The organism is Chitinophagales bacterium, from assembly GCA_020636495.1.
GTDB lineage: Bacteria > Bacteroidota > Bacteroidia > Chitinophagales > Chitinophagaceae > UBA5543.
The window spans coordinates 103812-123311 of the sequence record JACJXQ010000009.1; the positions used below are offsets into that span (position 1 = coordinate 103812).

General features: G+C 43.5%; 16 protein-coding genes. 10 read left to right on the forward strand and 6 right to left on the reverse strand.

Annotated elements, in window-relative coordinates; all coding sequences use genetic code 11:
- Window positions 1–190: 190 nt before the first annotated feature.
- From H6550_15315 to H6550_15325, 3 genes are all read right to left on the reverse strand, one after another.
- Window positions 191–1195: an NAD-dependent epimerase/dehydratase family protein gene (locus H6550_15315; protein ID MCB9047501.1), complete on the reverse strand. Its 1005-nt coding sequence runs from the start codon at window positions 1193–1195 to the stop codon at window positions 191–193.
- A gap of 71 nt (window positions 1196–1266) precedes the next feature.
- A complete protein-coding gene (gene pheS, locus H6550_15320; protein ID MCB9047502.1) occupies window positions 1267–2292 on the reverse strand; it encodes a phenylalanine--tRNA ligase subunit alpha in 1026 nt (341 codons plus the stop codon).
- Entirely contained in the window at window positions 2258–2914 is a 657-nt protein-coding gene (locus tag H6550_15325) for a hypothetical protein (GenBank protein MCB9047503.1), read from the reverse strand. Before H6550_15325 ends, pheS begins: the two co-directional genes overlap by 35 nt.
- Window positions 2915–3029: 115 nt before the next feature.
- Between H6550_15325 and H6550_15330 the strand changes: the two genes are divergently transcribed.
- A complete protein-coding gene (locus H6550_15330) occupies window positions 3030–3617 on the forward strand; it encodes a hypothetical protein (GenBank protein MCB9047504.1) in 588 nt (195 codons plus the stop codon).
- Between the two features lie 79 nt (window positions 3618–3696).
- Here the strand turns inward: H6550_15330 and H6550_15335 are convergent, their stop codons facing one another.
- The 3 genes from H6550_15335 to H6550_15345 form a co-directional block, all read right to left on the reverse strand.
- Entirely contained in the window at window positions 3697–4329 is a 633-nt protein-coding gene (locus tag H6550_15335) for a hypothetical protein (protein ID MCB9047505.1), read from the reverse strand.
- 651 nt (window positions 4330–4980) lie between these two features.
- Complete coding sequence (locus tag H6550_15340; GenBank protein ID MCB9047506.1) at window positions 4981–5985, reverse strand: energy transducer TonB; 1005 nt, start codon at window positions 5983–5985, stop codon at window positions 4981–4983.
- A 74-nt stretch (window positions 5986–6059) separates the two neighbouring features.
- Entirely contained in the window at window positions 6060–6908 is an 849-nt protein-coding gene (locus H6550_15345; protein ID MCB9047507.1) for an NAD(P)-dependent oxidoreductase, read from the reverse strand.
- 239 nt (window positions 6909–7147) lie between these two features.
- On the opposite strand from H6550_15345, the gene H6550_15350 reads away from it, so the two are divergent.
- The 9 genes from H6550_15350 (at window position 7148) to H6550_15390 (ending at window position 19471) form a co-directional block, all read left to right on the forward strand.
- Complete coding sequence (locus tag H6550_15350; protein ID MCB9047508.1) at window positions 7148–9931, forward strand: TonB-dependent receptor; 2784 nt, start codon at window positions 7148–7150, stop codon at window positions 9929–9931.
- Between the two features lie 159 nt (window positions 9932–10090).
- Window positions 10091–10453, forward strand: coding sequence for a hypothetical protein (locus tag H6550_15355; protein ID MCB9047509.1), 363 nt, complete (start codon window positions 10091–10093; stop codon window positions 10451–10453).
- 8 nt (window positions 10454–10461) lie between these two features.
- Complete coding sequence (locus H6550_15360; protein MCB9047510.1) at window positions 10462–10872, forward strand: hypothetical protein; 411 nt, start codon at window positions 10462–10464, stop codon at window positions 10870–10872.
- A gap of 122 nt (window positions 10873–10994) precedes the next feature.
- Window positions 10995–11585, forward strand: a complete 591-nt coding sequence (locus tag H6550_15365) for a hypothetical protein (GenBank protein MCB9047511.1) — start codon at window positions 10995–10997, stop codon at window positions 11583–11585.
- A 140-nt stretch (window positions 11586–11725) separates the two neighbouring features.
- Window positions 11726–14128 (forward strand): 3-hydroxyacyl-CoA dehydrogenase/enoyl-CoA hydratase family protein, encoded by a 2403-nt coding sequence (locus H6550_15370; protein MCB9047512.1) that lies wholly within the window; start codon window positions 11726–11728, stop codon window positions 14126–14128.
- Window positions 14129–14950: a hypothetical protein gene (locus tag H6550_15375; protein MCB9047513.1), complete on the forward strand. Its 822-nt coding sequence runs from the start codon at window positions 14129–14131 to the stop codon at window positions 14948–14950.
- Window positions 14931–16772: a tetratricopeptide repeat protein gene (locus tag H6550_15380; protein ID MCB9047514.1), complete on the forward strand. Its 1842-nt coding sequence runs from the start codon at window positions 14931–14933 to the stop codon at window positions 16770–16772. The genes H6550_15375 and H6550_15380 overlap by 20 nt, the downstream gene beginning before the upstream one ends.
- A 30-nt stretch (window positions 16773–16802) precedes the next feature.
- Window positions 16803–18902 (forward strand): ComEC family competence protein, encoded by a 2100-nt coding sequence (locus H6550_15385; GenBank protein MCB9047515.1) that lies wholly within the window; start codon window positions 16803–16805, stop codon window positions 18900–18902.
- Window positions 18899–19471: a hypothetical protein gene (locus tag H6550_15390; GenBank protein ID MCB9047516.1), complete on the forward strand. Its 573-nt coding sequence runs from the start codon at window positions 18899–18901 to the stop codon at window positions 19469–19471. Before H6550_15385 ends, H6550_15390 begins: the two co-directional genes overlap by 4 nt.
- The last annotated feature ends 29 nt before the right edge of the window (window positions 19472–19500 follow it).

Consider the following 19500-nt stretch of genomic DNA (forward strand, 5'->3'; position numbering starts at 1 on the left):
TCTACAAGAATTTTTAGTTTGTACTGTTTTGCCTGACCTTATTTATCTGCTTCGAACAAGGCTTTCATGTTCGTAGATCAAATAGTAAGAAATGGGAAATACTCAGTAAACTGATTAGTTAATATTAGGAATAAGGATATTCCTCTGTTGCAAGATTACAAATGTTTTGCATTATAATCCAAATATTTTTTTAAGATTTTAGATTTTCTTCACTTAAAAAGGCTTTTGCTATCCTTTTTACCGTCTCTTCAAAGGGTGTATACGCGAAACCAGGAAAGGCTTTCAGCAATTTTGCATTACTGTACAGGGCCTTTCTTTGAGCTGTTCTCGCAGTTTCGCGAGTTATGGTCGCGGCGCTGCCCGTTAGCATACTTTTCAATACACTTACCCGCCAGACGATACCACTCAGAAAACTACCCGCCAACTTATGCGGCGGCTTCTTATTCATGGCATGCGCCATCATAGTAAACACATCTTTGTAAGAAAAGTTGCCCGCACTCAAAATAAACCTTTCTCCTTCTACTTCACTTTTCATCAGCATGTACATGGCGCTAACCACATCTACTACATCAACCCAGGCATTAATACCTCCCGTATAGTAGGGGAACTCTTTGTACACGATCTTTACCAGGTTGGTGGAACCGGTATCCCAATCGCCCTCACCTATGATTATGCCGGGATTAACAACTACCGCTTCCAGCCCCTCGCCCTGGCCGCGCCATACTTCCTGCTCGGCAAGGTGTTTGCTTTCAGCATATACCGAGTTGTATTTACTCTCCTCCCATTGCTCCTCTTCAGTAATCTCCGCCCCTTCTTTACTCCTACCCAGCGCAGCTATTGAGCTGACATACACCATTTTACGTACACCGCGCTCCAGGGCTTCATTCACCACATTGGCAGTACTTTCCGTGTTGAAATGTAAGAGCTGCTGTTTATCCTCTTTTTTGAATGAGACAACGGCAGCGCAGTGGTACACTTCAGTTACATCCTGCATTACTTCTTCTACATCATACACATCCAGCAGGTCACATTTAATCCAGCTTACACCGGGGAGGTTCTGCATGTCCTCTTTGGGGGGACGACTGTTGTAGAGTGCCTTTACTGTTTCGCCCCTGGCTGACAGGAGTTTTACCAGGTGATTACCAACAAATCCGCTGGCACCGGTAACTAAAACGATATTTGGGACAGAAGTCAAAATTCAAAAGTAAAAAGTAAAAAGTCGGTTTTCATGTATTCTTTGAGTTTTGCCTTTTGAACTTTGCATTTTTATAGCGACTGAAACTGTTTAAGAAACCGGACATCATTCTGCGAATATAACCTCAGGTCGTTTACCTGGTATTTGATCTGCGTGATACGCTCTACCCCCATACCGAAGGCAAAACCCGTGTACACTTCAGGATCGATACCGAAATTGCGGAGCATATTAGGGTGTACCATACCACAGCCCAGTATCTCTACCCAGCCAGTATGCTTACAGAGGCTGCAACCGCTACCGCCGCAAACGGTACATGAGATATCCATCTCTGCACTCGGCTCTGTGAATGGGAAATAGGATGGGCGGAAACGCACTTTAGTACCCTCGCCAAACATCTCTGTTACGAAATAGTACAGTGTCTGCTTCAGGTCGGCAAAAGAAACATTCTTATCTACATACAATCCTTCGCACTGGTGGAAAAAGCAGTGCGCGCGGGCAGAAATGGTTTCGTTACGGTAAACACGGCCCGGGCAGATGATGCGAACAGGCAGTTCATTTTGCTCCAGTACCCTTGCCTGTACGGATGATGTATGCGTTCGCAGCACCCAATCAGGATTCTGCGATACGTAGAATGTATCCTGCATATCGCGGGCCGTATGGTTTTCCGGCATATTCAGCGATGTGAAATTGTGCCAGTCGTCCTCTATCTCAGGGCCGGTAGCCACACTAAAGCCTATCTTCTCGAATATAGAAACTACCTGGTTCTCTACCATCCTTAAAGGGTGGCGGGTACCAGCCGGCAACGGCGTACCGGGCAGGGTTATATCCCGGCCCTCGTTCTTATTACTGCCCGCGCCTTGCAGGTGCTTGTATTCCTCGTATTTAGCCTCAGCCATTTGCTTGAAGCTGTTCAACATCTGGCCGGCATCTTTTTTCTGCTCTTTGGGCACATTCTTCATCTCCCCGAATATATCCTTGACGATACCCTTGGTACCGAGGAATTTTATCCGGTAAGCCTCCAGTTCAGCCGCGTTTTGGGGCTGCGTAGCTGCTATTTCTGCTTCAAATGCCTGTATTTTCTCCTGTAACGACTGCATAGGGGGCAAAGATAATGGTTTGGAAATAGGATTTCAGATAGTTGATATTGGATTTTAGATAATTGAAGGTTATTGATGATGTGTTACGTTTTGTTGTGTTATTTGCGAGTGTTCCACCCCCGCCGGCGGGGGACATATTTGTAGTGCCAAAGAGTGATTTGTTCCGTTTTCGCGAGTCAACCACCCCGATCGGCAAATTGGTGCCGTAGGCACTTTTGCCGATATCCTCCCGCCAAGGCGGGACAAGCTCTCCTAGTAACAGGAGGGGAATCTGTGCATTTTGTTGTGTTTTGTTAAGTAAAATAAGCAACCGACAATCAAAAAACGGGCATTTACTATACTTAAAACAATGGTTTTCATCCAATTGTGGCAAATTGTTAAGTATTGTTAAGTGAATGATGATTTTTGGCCTTAACGAGTTCGCAAGCTCAGTTGTTAAGTGAATGATGATTTTTGGCCTTAACGAGTTCGCAAGCTCAGTTGTTAAGTGAATGATGATTTTTGGCCTTAACGAGTTCGCAAGCTCAGTTGTTAAGTAACAGCGGAAGGTCTCGATACTTAACAATCCGGCAGAACGGGGGCTGATATCCGGGGCTGTATGGTGCGGGGATAAAGGTGTCATGGCATAAGCAATTTTCAATAACAAATATACGCATTTATTGTCAATAATTCAATTTTAATGATACGCGTTGCGAGTCGTTATACATTCGTATATTCGTAATAGAAAAACGGGGACGATGAAAACGATACTTACCATATTACTCTTTATACTACTGGTACCACTGTCTCACGCGCAGGATATAATGACCCTGAATAACCAACGCATCAACACCAATAAAACAGGGCTGCTGGTACTCACGGGCTGGGGTGCGGCTAATGTGGTTGCGGGTGCAACAGGATATTTTGTTAACGACAACATAGAGCGCAAGTATTTCCACGGTATGAATGTGATATGGGGCGCAACGAATGGCCTGATAGGTTATATGGGCTACCGCGGCGCATTGAAAGAAAGCAGTATGAACTTTGATGCTGAAAACGCGGAAAAAAGATACCGGTCGAACAAAAGGTTGTACCTGGTAAATGCAGGGCTGGATGTATTGTATATAGGTACGGGGGCATTTATCAAATACGGCATTGTTACGCACGAATCCCGCCCCAGTTATCTTGTGGGTATCAGCGAGTCGTTCATTATTCAGGGCATTGCCCTGTTGGTATTCGACTGCACCATGTTCGGGCTGCACCAATCACAGAACAAAAAATGGGCGAAATTAGTCAGCGGTATCAGCTTTACCGGCAATGGTGTTGGTTATGTGTACAGGTTTTGATATTTGCGTTGCAAACGCTGTGCCTTTGGGTCCTAGTTACAAACGAGGACCAGTGAAGTTATCTTGTTATTAACAGGGGTTACTCTCCCGTAGCTAATTCGAAAAAAGATGACAACTTATCTTTTATTCTTTTAGCTTCGTCTTTTTTAACCTGCTTTTGTGGTATTATTATTTTAATAAATGCCCCTTCTCTCTTTTCATATGGTTGCGTTGGCTGTCCCATATAATAGTTACAAACATAATAAATAGCCTTTACCTTATAGCATGATATAATATACCCTGACTTACTGAAAGAATATTTCATTTTCAAAATTCTCATACCCCTTAGAAAACTATCGATCACGCCAGTAAAATATTGCTCCTCTTTAGCCTCTGACTGCTCTTCTTTCGTTAATTCATGTGCCTTAGTGACATCATGATATTTCATACAAGAATATGTAGCCGACATATGCTGAAAATTCGCTAAAAAATGCCCACCAATTTGTGTTAATCTTAAGAGTAAGTATGGCGGATTTGAATAATCAAACCCTGAATCAATCAAAGAGCCGAAACTATCTACTGGAACAATTGCATGTGCTGTAGAATAGTATTCTGGATGATCTTTATTATAGTGTTCAATTTTAAACAAGTAACATGAAGTCAAGTCATGGCTTTGAGAAAATGTGAACACTGGACACAATAACATTAACAATACTTGAACACGAAAATTCATATGTTATTTTATTACCTGTAGTTGAGTTTCTGGTAAATTGATAAACAAATATAATCGCTCAAATGAATTGTGGAACCTGGTAAAAAGAATTTTGAATTATTATTTTATTCAATTCGTCGTTATTGTATTTTTATTTTTTTTTTTGGGGGGGGGGTGATGTAAGCCTGTTTTTCTATGTCAAAAAAAGCTTAAATATAGCTTAACACTCGTTTTTTAGCAGCATGATTTATTGTTGGTGATACTTCACAGGACTATGCCTTTGGATCCTCGATGCGAACGAGGACCAGTAAAGGTACAATCCTCACGTGTTACTAATATGAATCACTATTAAGCCAATCAATATTAATCAATCATTTACAGCTCTATTTAGCTGCCGTTCATTTCTTTTATTTCGCGCATCATGTCGTTTCAATTACCTCAATGAGTCGCATTGCTTGTTGCCCCTCCAAAAGAAACGAACCAAAGAAAAAGAGGCCGAAACCATAAGCTCCAATGGTTTCGGAAGTTGCCTTGATGAGACGACATTACTACTGCACTGCCAAGCCTGAGGATTGCTACATTTTATTGCGGTAATAAATGTGTAGTATTATCGGTTGCAAACGCTGTACAGTTGGGTCCTCGTTGCAAACGAGGACCAGTAAAGAGGTGCTATTATTCCAAAATGAAACTAACCGGCAACACATAATATTCCCTTATCGGGCGATTGCGATACTTAGCCGGTTTCCATGCCGGCAACAATCCTATTACCCTAAGGCTTTCATCATCAAAGCACTTGTAACCACTTCCTTTTGCAATTTCAGGACAGCAAATTTTACCGTCAGTGTTGATCGTAAATTTTACCATTACAACATGCCTGCCCCACAGACCTTTATCTTTAGCTTCATCAGGCATTTTGCAATTTTTCGCTAAATATTCATAAGGATTGTAAGTAGGCCGGGGAGCAACCTGACCAGAATCACATTTTGACATTGTAATTTGCTCTCCATTCATGTCATAGCATGAGCAATCGGCCAACTTTCCACTATCATAATTGCCGGTAAAACTCACTTTACGGTTTTTATGATAATAAGTCCATACACTATCTTTAATATGACCAGCGGCAAATTTGCCATATTCCGACACTGAGCTATCCTCATAATATGATGTCAAATATCCTGCTCCGGTGCCTTTCATATCATAATCACCATATTGCACTAAGTGTCCCTCCTCATCCCAATAGAATGATTTATGAAAGGGCATTCCTGTAGATTTATACCTCGAAGAATCAGCTAACACACCATTTTTATAATATGCCCTGGATAATCCAACAGGGTTGTTTTGATAATAAGTATGTTCACTTGCTAATTTGCCATTATCGTAGTATTCATAGAACTTGCCATCTTTTACGGTCATGCTGTCATCCAGGTACATACCTTCTGATTGCAACGATTTTGAATCCGCATAAAAAATCTGCACATGCCACGCCCCCTGCTCTGTCTTTTTTGCGATCCTGTAATATGTAAAATCCGAGCTGTCAGGGTTTACTACTCTATAGCCTGTGATCTGGCCATTAGCATCAACGTTATTTAACAAGTACTGCCTGACAGTATCTGTATATTGAGCGTCTGCGTTGTATGCGTATAGCGAAAAGGCTAACAGGAATAATAGTTTCTTCATGAGTTGAACTTGGATTCGGTGCAAAAAAACACAAAACTACCCGTCTTGCAAAACGCAGGGTACATACCACATGTCTACAACTCCCCCGAAGCAATGATCATCCAATCTTTTTTGGCGTTGCCTGCGGCTATCCATTTGTCCATTTGCTGAGCGGTGGCTGTGGTGCCGGGCACTTCCCTGCCACCCCTTGCGGCTTCTTCTATCATCAGGCGTGCGTCTTTGCGGGCCATCTGCAGTTCCCATGATGGCGTGTCGAACTGCCCGTTCAACACCCTCCTCAGCCTTTGCGGTGTTGAGGCTCCGGGGTTCCACTCGCTGAGCAGGGTGAATATGTCTTCGCCCGTTACGTCTACCGCTTTGGCCAGGGAAAGCATGTCTGATATGCCCGCTGTCAGCGCCAGTAAGAACTGGTTGCCTATCAGCTTTACTCCTGCCGCCTTACCTGTAACATTGCCAAAGTTCAGCACTTTGCCCGTCATGGTCTCCAGCCAGGGCATGATCTTCTGTGCTATATCGCCATTATCAGATATCAGCATATAGCCGGTACTGTCCAGTGCGTTGGACGGCCCCATAAATACAGGTACGTGTACATAAGTATGCCCTTTTGCCGCCCACTGCACGGTACGTTCGATGGCACCTTCTACCGTAGTGGTTGTATGGTCGATTATTATGCTGCCCGGCTCCAGGTTGGCTTCTGCCAGGGCCAGTACTTCGTTCACAGCATCATCATCAGACACCACAATGTGCACCCTGTGTACTCCTTTCACCGCCTCACCGGGGCTATCAAACACCTTAGCACCATGTTCTTCCAGTGCTTTCGCTTTTTCTATGGTCCTGTTCCATACATGCACGGTCTCTCCTTTTGCCAGAAGCGCCCTCGTGAAATTACCTCCTAAATGTCCTGTTCCTAAAAATGCTATCATAGTCTGTGTTTTATACTTCTAAAATTAGCATTTTACCCCGGCAAGAACGTATATACTAACAAGGCATGTATCTTTGCCGGCACCGCAATAAAAAAGCCAAACAAAGATTAAACCAAAGGCATGCCGGACAGTCTATGTTGTGTGTGCAACAAAATGCATAGTATATCTATACAATAATGAGCTTCAACTACTTAGTTAAATTACACATATACATATTTCTTTTCGCTTGTGTCGGCTTTATGCAAACGGCTGATGCACAGTTATATACCATAAAAGGGCGTGTGCTGGATGGGAAAGACAAGTCGCCTATGGTAGGGGTGACCGTGAAAACCACGCTGCAGGACAAAGACAAAGCAGCCATAACGGATATAGATGGTCATTATACCATTGCAGACCTGCCACGCGGGCAATACAAAATAAGCTACAGGTACCTTGGCTACCGGGAGGTAACAAAGACCATAGAAGTGACCAATAAAGATGTTACTGTAGACGACTTACAAATGAGTACGGACAAGAACCAGCTGAAAGAAGTAGTGGTGAAAGACGTACGTGCAAGGGCCGAAATAAAAGGAGATACCGTACAGTTTAACGCAGACGCTTTCAAGACCAACCCCGATGCTACTGCTGAAGACCTGGTGAAGAAAATGCCCGGTGTGGTAGTGGGCCCCAATGGCGTGCAGGTAAACGGGGAAACGGTAAAAAAGGTATTGGTAGACGGTAAAGAATTCTTTGGCAGCGACCCTAACGCAGCGATGAAGAACCTGCCCGCAGATATCATCAGCAAGGTGCAGGTGTTTGACAACATGAGCGACCAGGCAAGCTTTACAGGTTTTTCGGATGGGACTACCGATGCGGCGCTGAACTTTATTACCAAAGACGGTATGGCCAAAGGGCAGTTTGGCAGGGCATACGTAGGATATGGTACGAACCAGCGATATAATGCGGGATTGTCGCTGAACTTTTTCAATGATGATCAGCGTATCTCTATCCTAGGCATGTCTAACAACATCAATCAACAGAACTTCAGTACAAGTGACGTAATGGGGCTGATGGGCAGTGGTGGGCCGAGGCGCGGACCAGGGGGTGGCGGCAACAGCGGCGGCCTGGATGTACGCAGCTTAGTGAATGGAGGAACCAGCAATGGTAATACCACCACAAATGCAGGAGGCATCAACTATACTGACCAGTTAGGCAAAAAAGTAAAACTGACAGGTAGTTATTTTTTCAACTCGACAGATAATGTGAATGAGGCAAGCATTGTGCGTAACTATTTTACAGCCGACCAATTGCTGTATAATGAAAAGAGCCTGACAGAAACAAAGAATATCAACCACAGGGCCAGCCTGCGTGTTGAATACGCAATTGACAATAAGAACTCTATTATATACACGCCTACCTTCACCACACAACAAAATAAATACAGCACCTCGCTGAATGGTGTATATAATACTACCAGCGATGGCCTGACCAGCAGTACGCAGAACAACCAGTATTCTGATAATACCAGCTACAATATCAACAACAACCTGTTGCTGAGGCACAAGTTCAACAAACGCGGCAGGACCTTATCGCTGGATCTGTCGTCGAAAAACACCACACAGGATGGTACGGGCAACTACTATTCGCTGACTGAATATAAAAGCCAGGTAGGTAATAAACTGCTGGACCAGGAATATACTAACAACAACAACGTGAACAGCTATTCGGCCAACCTGACCTATACAGAGCCTGTGGGCAAAAAGGGGCAGGTGATGATCAGCTACAATCCATCAATACAAAAAAGTGTAGCGGATAAGACAACCAATGATAAAGACAGTGTGACGGGGGACTACACACAACTGAACAAGATACTATCCAACAAATACAACAACAACTATACTACACAAAGGGGCGGAGCCACCTACAGGGTGAACGTGGGCAAAACCAGCTACTCGATAGGTGCGGACGTGCAATCGGCCGACCTGCAGGGAGAACTGATATACCCATCGGCAGGGCAGGTGGACAGGAACTTTCTGAATGTATTGCCTACGGCTATGTTCACATACAGGAAAAGCAAAGAGCAATCGCTGCGTGTGATGTATCGTACCAACACCAACGCACCGGCTATTACCGACCTGCAAAACGTGGTGGACTATTCTAACCCATTATTACTGAGCACAGGTAACCCCAACCTTAACCAGAGTTACGATCACAACCTGATGATATTTTACCGTACGGTGGACACTAAAACATCGAGGACCTTCTTCAGTATGGCCAGGGGTAAGTATACCAGCAACTATATCTCATCTCAGACCATCATACCTACTGCTGACACTATCATCAATAACGTACAGGTGAACAAGGGCAGCCAGATGGTGATGCCGGTGAATATGAACGGCTATTACAGCCTGAATACTTTTATGGTATATGGTACGCCCATATCATTGCTTAAATCAAATATTAACCTGAGTGGTGGTGTGAACTATACACGTACGCCTACTATCATCAACGACCAGGAAAACATATCAAATAATACCGCCTTCAGCCTGAGGACCTACCTGGGCAGTAACATCAGCGAGAAAGCAGATTTCAACCTGAGCTATTCCGGCACCTACAACATAGTGAAGAATAGTTTGCAAAAACAATCGGACAATAACTACTTCACACACACGGCCAGCGCCAACGTGAACTTTATACTCGGCAACAGGATAGTACTGAACAGCAGCTACAACTATACTGTTTACGCCGGGCTGACAGATAGCTACAACCAGGGATACCAGTTATGGAATGCGTACGTCGGTTACAAATTCCTGAAACAAAAGCAACTGGAAGCCAAGCTATCTGTTTTCGACATACTGAAACAGAACACCAACATCAGCCGTACCGTGAACGCTACCTATACACAGGACAACCAAAGCACTGTACTGCAACGCTACTTCATGGTGACGCTGACATATACTCTAAAGAACTTTGTGAAAGGCGAAATGCCTGTCGACAACAGGCCACCGGGTATGCCTATGCATCCACCACATCGCAGGGACTAAAACTGTATTTTTTCAACAACATAATAAGGAGGGTTTTTTGCCTTCCTTTCTTTTTAAAATAAACTTTCAGAAAATTTTGAAAGTTTAAAACATTCATCTTACCTTTATGTTGAGCAAAGGAAATAAGGGAGATCATAAAGAACTAAAAGTTTTCTGATCATGAACTACAATATCCCCGCATACGGAATCTACCTGGCCATCATGGTGTTCATCATTGTCTATGTCGGCAGATTGTTTCACAAGAACGGGAGGGTGTTCATTCTTAACCTTTTTAACGGCCACACCGCACAAACCGATAACCTGAACAATATCCTGCTGCTGGCGTATTACCTCTTCAACATCGGGTATGCATTTGTGAAGCTGAGTTTCTGGACCGAAGTGACCAACATTGATATACTGGTATCGAGTTTGGGAACCAACATAGGAGTGCTGACACTGATACTGGCAGTGACCCACTACTTCAACATGCTGCTTATCTACTACTTATCAAAAAGACAATCTTTATCATTCACACATAAATAGTTTCAATCATGGCTAATCAATTTGTTGTAACCGCTTATTTCATATATCTGCCCATTGTTTTAGTACTGACATGGTACGTGGCTTATACACTGTTCAAAAACGGGCTGGTCTTTATGCGCGATATATTCAACGGCCGCGAGGAAATAGCCGTTGCTACCAACAGCCTGTTCAAAATAGGGTTCTACCTGTTGAACCTGGGCTTTGCCTTGTACATACTGAAAATACACAACTACTTAGATGACACACAAAGCACTATCGAAGCCCTGAGTTATAAAATAGGCGGCTTCAGCATTTACCTGGGTATTATGTTGTTCTTCAACCTCTATATGTTCTTCAGAGGCAAAAGGGTAGCCAAACAAAGGCGCATGGATATGCAGATCATGCAGGCACGTATGGGAGGCAGGAATAACGAAGAGTAGTTAATAGTTGTTTCATTAATTGTTGCACAGGCGTCGCCCTTCCGGGTGGCGCTTGTTGCTTTTTGAGTGTGCTATAACTATCCTCTTTCTTCCTTTATTATTACCTTCATCCTGTTATTACAATGAGACTACTCATCCTGGCCATATTACTATTTGCGGGTTGCAACCGCGACCACCGAGACATTGGCATGTTGGGCGACTCTCATATGAAACACGGGCAATGGGACAGCCTGGGTGTACATGCGTATAATTTTGGCGTTGGCGGAGAAAAGATAGCTGGTGTTATAAAACAGGCAGACAGGGTGAGGATGTATAAACCTACTACCTGTTTTATAGAGTGCAGTGCAAATGACATTCACTGGGATTCAGGTTATGCACAAATAACAAGAGATTACAGGCGACTGATAGATACCATGAGCCTTTTATGTAGCCCGATAGCAGTGAAAGTGCCCTATGTAGGTAAAGATTATCCCCGCTCCGATACCTTCAACATGATGGTGGCTCGTGTAAATACATACATCGACAGCCTTGGTATTCCTACTATAGACCTGAACAGGCTTGTTTCTGCCGATGGCTATATGAAACAGGAATATGTTATGCCGGACGGTATCCATATGAACGAGGAAGGTTACAAGCTATTCGCACAATCAGTAAAATGCTGGCTGTATCGCCGAGAAATGGACAAATGGTACAACCGCTTGCTGCTTTGGTAATTGTGGTGACACTCATTAATTTAATAACAATACGAACATTCTCCCGCTCAAAATCTATCGCTCTGTTAAGATTTAAGCAACTACAGCCCATACTCGGGGCTTTTTTAGTAATTTGTAGTACTTAAAAACGACAGGACATAATGAACAGGGCTATAAGGAAAGTAGCGGTAATAGGTAGTGGTGTAATGGGCAGCCGTATCGCAGCACATTTTGCAGGCATAGGCGTCGAGGTATTATTGCTGGACATCGTTCCACGCGAATTATCGGAACAGGACAAGGCAAAAGGAATTACTACAGACAATCCCGCATGGCGCAACAGTATTGTGAACAGTGCTTTGCAGGCTACACTCAAGGCTAACCCAAGTGCCGTGTACACAAAAGACGTAGCTAAAAACATCACCACGGGCAACATTGAAGACGACCTGCACAAAATAAAAGACTGTGATTGGATCATGGAGGCCGTAATAGAGCGGCTGGATATAAAACAAAACGTTTTTGCAAAAATAGAAGAGCACCGCAAACCGGGCACACTCATTACCACTAATACTTCGGGTATTCCAATACACCTGATGAGTGAAGGCAGGAGTGAGGATTTCCGTAAGCATTTTTGCGGCACACACTTTTTCAATCCACCACGCTACCTAAGGTTGCTGGAAATAATACCCGCACCGGATACTCAACAAGACATCATAGATTTCCTTGTCGATTACGGCAGTCGTTTCCTCGGCAAGACAACCGTGTTGTGTAAAGACACTCCTGCTTTCATAGCCAACCGTGTGGGCGTGTTTGGCTTTATGGCTGTGTTTCATGCCATGCAGCAACTGGGCCTGAATATTGATGAGACAGACTCGCTGACGGGCACTATCATGGGCAGGCCTAAATCGGCTACCTTTCGTACAGGTGATGTAGTGGGACTAGACACGCTGGTGCATGTGGCCAAAGCACTACCGGAGAATGTACCCAACGACGAAGCGAAAGACATTTTCAAGATACCTGCCTTCATCGAGAAGATGATAGAGAACAAATGGCTGGGGGATAAAACAGGACAGGGTTTTTATAAAAAGGTAAAAGGTGCAGGTGGAAAAAGCGAGATACTGACACTGAACCTTGAAACGATGGACTATGTCCCCAAGCAAAAAGCGAAGTTCGCTACGCTGGAAGTGGCTAAACCTATAGATGACCTGAAACAGCGGTTAAAAGCATTATATACCGGTCAAGACAAGGCGGGTGAGTTCTACCGTATGTTCCACCATATGCTGTTTGCTTATGCCAGCAACCGCATACCTGAAATAGCAGACGAGTTATACAAAATAGATGATGCACTAAAAGCAGGTTTTGGGTGGGAGATAGGTGCTTTTGAAAGCTGGGACTCACTTGGCGTAAAAAAAGTACTGGAGCATATGGACAAAGCGGGCATCAAAGCCGCACCATGGGTTCAGGAAATGCTGGATGCGGGTATAAATAATTTTTACAAAACAGAAAACGGGCAGCGTATGTATTATGACATACCTGCTAAAGCATACAAAGCCATACCTGGTAGTGGTTCAGTGATCATACTGGAGCACATGGATGATAAAGTAGTATGGCAAAACAGTGCTTGTAAACTGGTGGACATAGGCGATGATGTGGTGGCATTAAGCTGGAACACAAAAATGAACAGCATAGGTGGCGAAGTATTAGCCGGTGTACAAAAAGCGGTAAGTATAGCCGAAGAAAAATATAAAGGATTAGTTATAGCCAACAGCGGTGCCAACTTCAGTGCAGGTGCTAATGTAGGCTTGATATTCATGTTTGCCGTAGAGCAGGAATATGATGAACTGGACATGGCTGTTCGCCAATTCCAGAACACAACCATGCGATTGCGTTACAGCAGCATACCGGTAGCTGTGGCTCCTCATGGCATGGCGCTGGGTGGTGGTTGCGAAATGTGCCTGCATGCCGACGCGGTACAGGCTGCGGCAGAAAGCTATATAGGACTGGTAGAAATGGGTGTAGGCCTGATACCCGGTGGTGGCGGCACCAAAGAAATGGTAGTACGCGCATCGGACAGGAACATAAAAGAGGATATAGAACTGAACTACCTGCAACAACTGTTCATCAACATAGGTACAGCCAAAGTGGCTACCTCTGCACACGAAGCATTCGAAATGTCGATACTGCGTAAGGGAACAGACGGCATATCCATTAATCCTGACAGGCGTGTTACTGATGCGAAAAGAAAGATATTATCGCTGTGGGAACAAGGGTACACACAACCAGTTTTACGTCACGACATAAAGGTACAGGGCCGCGGCGGATTAGGTCCGTTGATGGCAGGCATACACGGTATGTGGCGTGGTAACTACATCAGCGATTATGATAAATTTATTGCCGAAAAGCTGGCGTATGTCATGTGCGGTGGCGACCTCTCTCAACCTACCTTAGTGAGCGAACAATATCTGCTGGACCTGGAAAGGGAAACCTTCCTGAGCCTGTGCGGACAAAAGAAAACTTTGGAAAGGTTGCAGAGTATATTACAAACAGGCAAACCATTGCGCAACTAAATGAAACTTAAGACAGCTATATTATCTCTGTTGCTTGGTGCGACACATATTATGCAGGCGCAAACCATGCCTGAAGTGGAGCAGCAGATCAACTTTTACTTAGAAGGTATCAGCTACTGGCGTTTCCAGTATTCGCCGGAGGATACAGTTTTTGATCATGAAGTGAATAAAGAAGATTCTGTTGCCGGAATCAATGAGGCATTATATAATTACATAGAAAAAGTATTGCCGAATGTACCAGGTATACTCAAAAGAACACCTAAACTGCCCGAAAACTCCGATATGGATATTGTTGTTTCACCGGATAAAAAACTGAGTATTTATAACTGGGACACTCATATAGTGCCGGGGAAACAATTGCACAACGCTGTTGGATTGTATGATGCAGGCAGCGGCCGTGTAGCAGCAATCTCTTTAGGGCATGTGCTCCTGAAAGATACAGCAATTACTCCCGGTTACAGGTTCGTTGAAATACTGAACCTGCAAAGTAGTGGAAAGACATATTATCTGCTGATATGGACCGGCAACTATACAGAAACACTCAAAAACAAAACAGTTTTCGCATACGTTATTAACAATAACAAGCTGGAACCTGCTGAGATATTTGTTGAAGGTGGACAAAAGTCAGGCAATACAGGATATGTGTATGACTATATGTCCAACTACGACTTTGAGAAAATGAAAGAGATCAATACCATTCACCTGAGTAAGAATGGCAAAAAACTATACATACCCGTAACGGAGCACAACCAGATAACAGGTAAATGGAAGGTGTATGTATTCGATGGTACTAACTTTTTTTATGATGAGAAGGCAAAATAACCCTATATGGAAAGTGAAGTTGATATTCAGTATGTTCCTGCTGATATTGTGCAGCAGTGCCATGGCGCAACCGGGTACTGTTGACGAGGCAAGGATGTACCTGGACATGAAGCAGTATGACAAGGCCATTGATGCTTTTGATAATCTATACAAGAAAGACAACCGTAACCAGGAAATATATTCTGGGTACTTAGATGCACTGTTGGCAGCCAAAGAATACAAAAAGGCAGAAGGGCTGGTAAATGCCCAGATACAAAAGAACCCAAGTAGTGCTGCACTTACAGTAGATATGGGCAGGGTATATCACGAAAGTGGTAAAGAGAAAAAAGCCGAAGAACTATATGAAGCGGCACTAACCATGCTGAACGGTGACGACCTGCTGACACAGCTTATAGCGAAAAAATTCACTGACCTGGAGCGTGATGATTACGCACTGAAAACTTATGAACAGGCAGGCCTGATACTACACAATCAATACCTGTATAGCGGACCTATGGCCAGGCTATACTTCAAAGCAGGCGACCTGGACAATGGCATAGCTACTCTGCTGAATGCGAGCCGCAGTTTCTATAATGGCGGCATTGAAGAAGTAAAGACCACCCTGCTCGATTACCTGGGTGATGACAGGAAAAAACTTGCAAAGGCACAGAAAGCCATCATCAAAAAAATAAATGAAGAGCCGGACAATCCTTATTATTCTGAACTGCTAACCTGGTTGTATACACAAAAGGACGACTGGGACGGAGCACTGATACAGGTACGCGCTCTTGACGAAAGATATAAAGAGCAAGGCGAACGTATACTTGATTTTGCACGTTATGCAGTGAAAGAAAACAAGAATGAATTTGCCCTGAAAGCATATAGCGAAGTTTTAGACAAAGGGAAGGAATACCCTTTTTACTCAACCGTTATTCACGAGATGCTTGGGGTAAAATTCAAAATACTGCAAGACAAATCATCATTTACACCCGAAGAAGTGAACAAGCTTGCTGATGAATACAAACAGTTCCTGGATAGCTTCCCCGACTACTATACATTTCATATTACACAGGATTATGCAACTGTACTGGCAAGGTATGCCGGTCAGCCTGAGCAAGCAATAGCATTGTTGGAAAAAGTGATAGCCTTGCCGGCAGCGAGAAGGGATTTTGTGGGCCAATGCAAACTGCAACTGGGCGACTATATGATACTGGTAGGAAGAATATGGGACGCTTCATTGACCTATACACAGGTGCAAAAAGAATTTCGTGAAGATGTGTTGGGCGAAGAAGCACGTTTTCGTGATGCAAAGCTGGCCTATTTTCGCGGCGATTTTGAATGGGCGAACATACAGGCTTCGGTACTGAAGGCGTCTACCTCTGAATTAATTGCCAATGATGCACTATACCTTTCTGTGCTCATAACAGAAAATATTCCGCCGCATAGTAACTATGTACCATTGGAGCGATTCGCCTATGCAGACCTACTGGTCTTCCAGAACAAATATGACGAAGCGGAGCACATACTGGACAGCATATCCACTGCCTTCCCTGACCACCCTTTGGCCGATGACCTGCTGATGCAGAGAGCGAAAATAGCGCAGAAGAAACGGGATTATACAAAAGCGCTTGCTTACCTGGAAAAGATACATCAAGAGCATGGAAAGGATGTATTGGCCGACGATGCCTTATTTACCATGGCAGAGATAAATGAAAAATACCTGGATAAAAAAGAAGAGGCCGGTAGACTATACGCTCAACTGATCATTGAGTATCCCGGCAGTACTTATATACAACTGGCACGTAAAAAAGTGAACGAGTTAGGCGCTAGTATTTCATTATAAATAGTATTTTATGCGGACACCTTGTACCGCATGAAACAATGGCCGTTACATAAAGCTCACTTCTGGGAAACAACTCCGTTTATCAGGCTGCTATTGCCGCTAATAGCCGGCATAGTAGTCTACCCCATTGCTGACAAACTATTAAACTATTCCGGAGTACTCGGTATCACTTCATTTATTCTATCTGCTGCTGTTTACACAACATTATCGTTTGCCCGGCAAAATAAGCCAATTGTAAAATACACCGGGTTTGTCTTCATGCACTTATCACTCATTCTAGCCTCATGGTTGTTGCGCTATTACCAGGATATACGCAATGACAGGTTTTGGTTTGGCCACAACATTTCAAATGCCGACGGTTATGTAGCTACGATAACGGAAGTACCCGCAGAAAAGGAACGTAGTTGGAAGCTGGAGGTAAATGTCACCCACACAATACATGGGAACAAAACAGTACCAGTCACGGGCAAAGCATTTGTGTATGTATACAAATTCAATGCACCCGCTTTGCACGAAGGTGATATTATCATCATACCCAACAAATGGCAGCCGATTACCAATAGCGGTAATCCATTTGAATTTGATTACGCAACCTACCTGTCACGCAATAATATCTACTACCGCCAATTTATTTCGGGCGATGAGCTGACCATACACAGCTACACTAATGAACACGACCTGAATTGGATAAGACGAATACATCACTGGTCGGCCAGGCAACTGGAATGGTATATTACAGACAGGCAGACACTTGGGTTACTCAAAGCTATATTACTTGGCGATAAAGAAGAGTTGGATAATAATCTGACAGAGGTCTATGCAGGAACCGGCATCGTGCACATCATGGCTATATCAGGTGCGCATATAGCCATATTTTTCCTGTTGGCAGTACTGTTACTTTCATGGATGAAACATAAAAAATATTACTGGGTAAAGTATATAGCTGCCTTACCACTGATCTGGCTATACGTTGTAGTGGCTGGTGCGCCTACTTCAGCAGTACGGGCGGCTATCATGTTCTCTCTGCTGGGCATAGGTTTTGCTTTGCAGAAATACCGTAATGGTGTCAACCAATTGCTGGCCACTGCTTTTGTTGTGCTGTGTATAAATCCCTACTGGCTGTATGATGTTGGATTTCAGTTGTCGTTTACAGCTGTCCTGTCTATCTTCCTTTTCTACAAACATGCATACAGGTGGTACAGCCCTGCAAACAAAGCATTACGCACTATATGGGCGGCAATCGCTGTAAGTATTTCAGCTGAGATACTGGTAGCTCCATTAGTGATATATTATTTCCATCTTTTCCCTTTGCAGTTCATTGTAGCCAATGTACTCGCCTATTTATTCATGAGTGTAACGCTTATTGGTGGCATGTTACTGATCGTAATATCACTGTTCTATCCTGTTGCACATTTCATCGCGAGCTTACTTACTGTTATTACCACGTGGTTCAACCATGCTATTTACCTGTTACAACAAATCAATTTTGACAGCTTCCACAGACTAACGTTAAGCACTTCTCAAATAATACTGGTGTATTTAACCATAGCAGGTATTGCTGTGTACTTCATCAAGAAACAGACTAAAGCATTACTCCTTTCACTCACCCTTTGCTCCCTGTTCCTCCTTTCCTCCTGCATGGTTGAATGGCAGTCTTTAAAGCAAAATATCTTCGTGGTATACAATACCTCTAAAGCAGCACAGATAGAGTTGATAACCGGTACAACCTGCACTACACTTGTTAGTCCTGAAATAGCTGACCCGGCAACGGAAGAATATGTGCTGCGACCCGCACACATCAATATGCACATACGCGATACGATGAAAGCAAAGAACAGCTACAACTTTATAAATACAAACGGCGAAATCATTTTCATTTTGAACCAGCCCATACAAGACACTACTATACAGGCAGATTATGTTGTGATAACAGGCACGAAAGGTATCAATATGGCTGACATTAAGCAGGTATTTGGTGATGCCCAGATAATATTCAGTACAGCGGTATCAAGAAATAAGGCAGAGGTATGGACGAGAGATGCTAATACATCTGGTCTTTCTGTACATAATATCCGATCAGAAGGAGCGTTTGTATTAAGCGATCATTTATTACTACAACCAACAAAATGAATAAAAAGCTCATAACCCTGATATCTATATTATTAGTATGGTCTGTAAAAACGTACGCTCAAATACCTTCGGGCTTATACGTGAGCCACAGCTATGGAGTATGGTATGTGGTTGTGAAGAATGATACTGCATTTACAGAAAGACTTTCTGAAAAAAAGGGATTCGTACATATCTGGGGAGGCTCCAGGGATACGCTGATCCAACAAAATGATAAAAGCTATATCGGGAAGAGATATCAATTATCTGTTGAAGCCAACAAACTCTTTATTATCAAAACACCCCCTCTCAAAAAAGGGGAAAAATACCGGAAGCTGAAACCTGCCAAACAAGAAGACAAACGAGAATGGGATATGCTACGTAATATGTTAGTACTGAATGAGCTGTTATACAAAAAACCCAACCTGAAAAAAATAATGTTCGGAGAAGTAAGAGGTGCACAATATGAATATGACGAACTCAGGGAGGCATATTGGAATTTAGAAGGTTTATGTGGAGTTGACCAGGTTACTTTTATTCAAAAAGTTGACAGATTCAAAGAAACATATTTGAAGGAACTCCCCCCATTATAATACCGGCATCGCTGATTCACTCATTATAA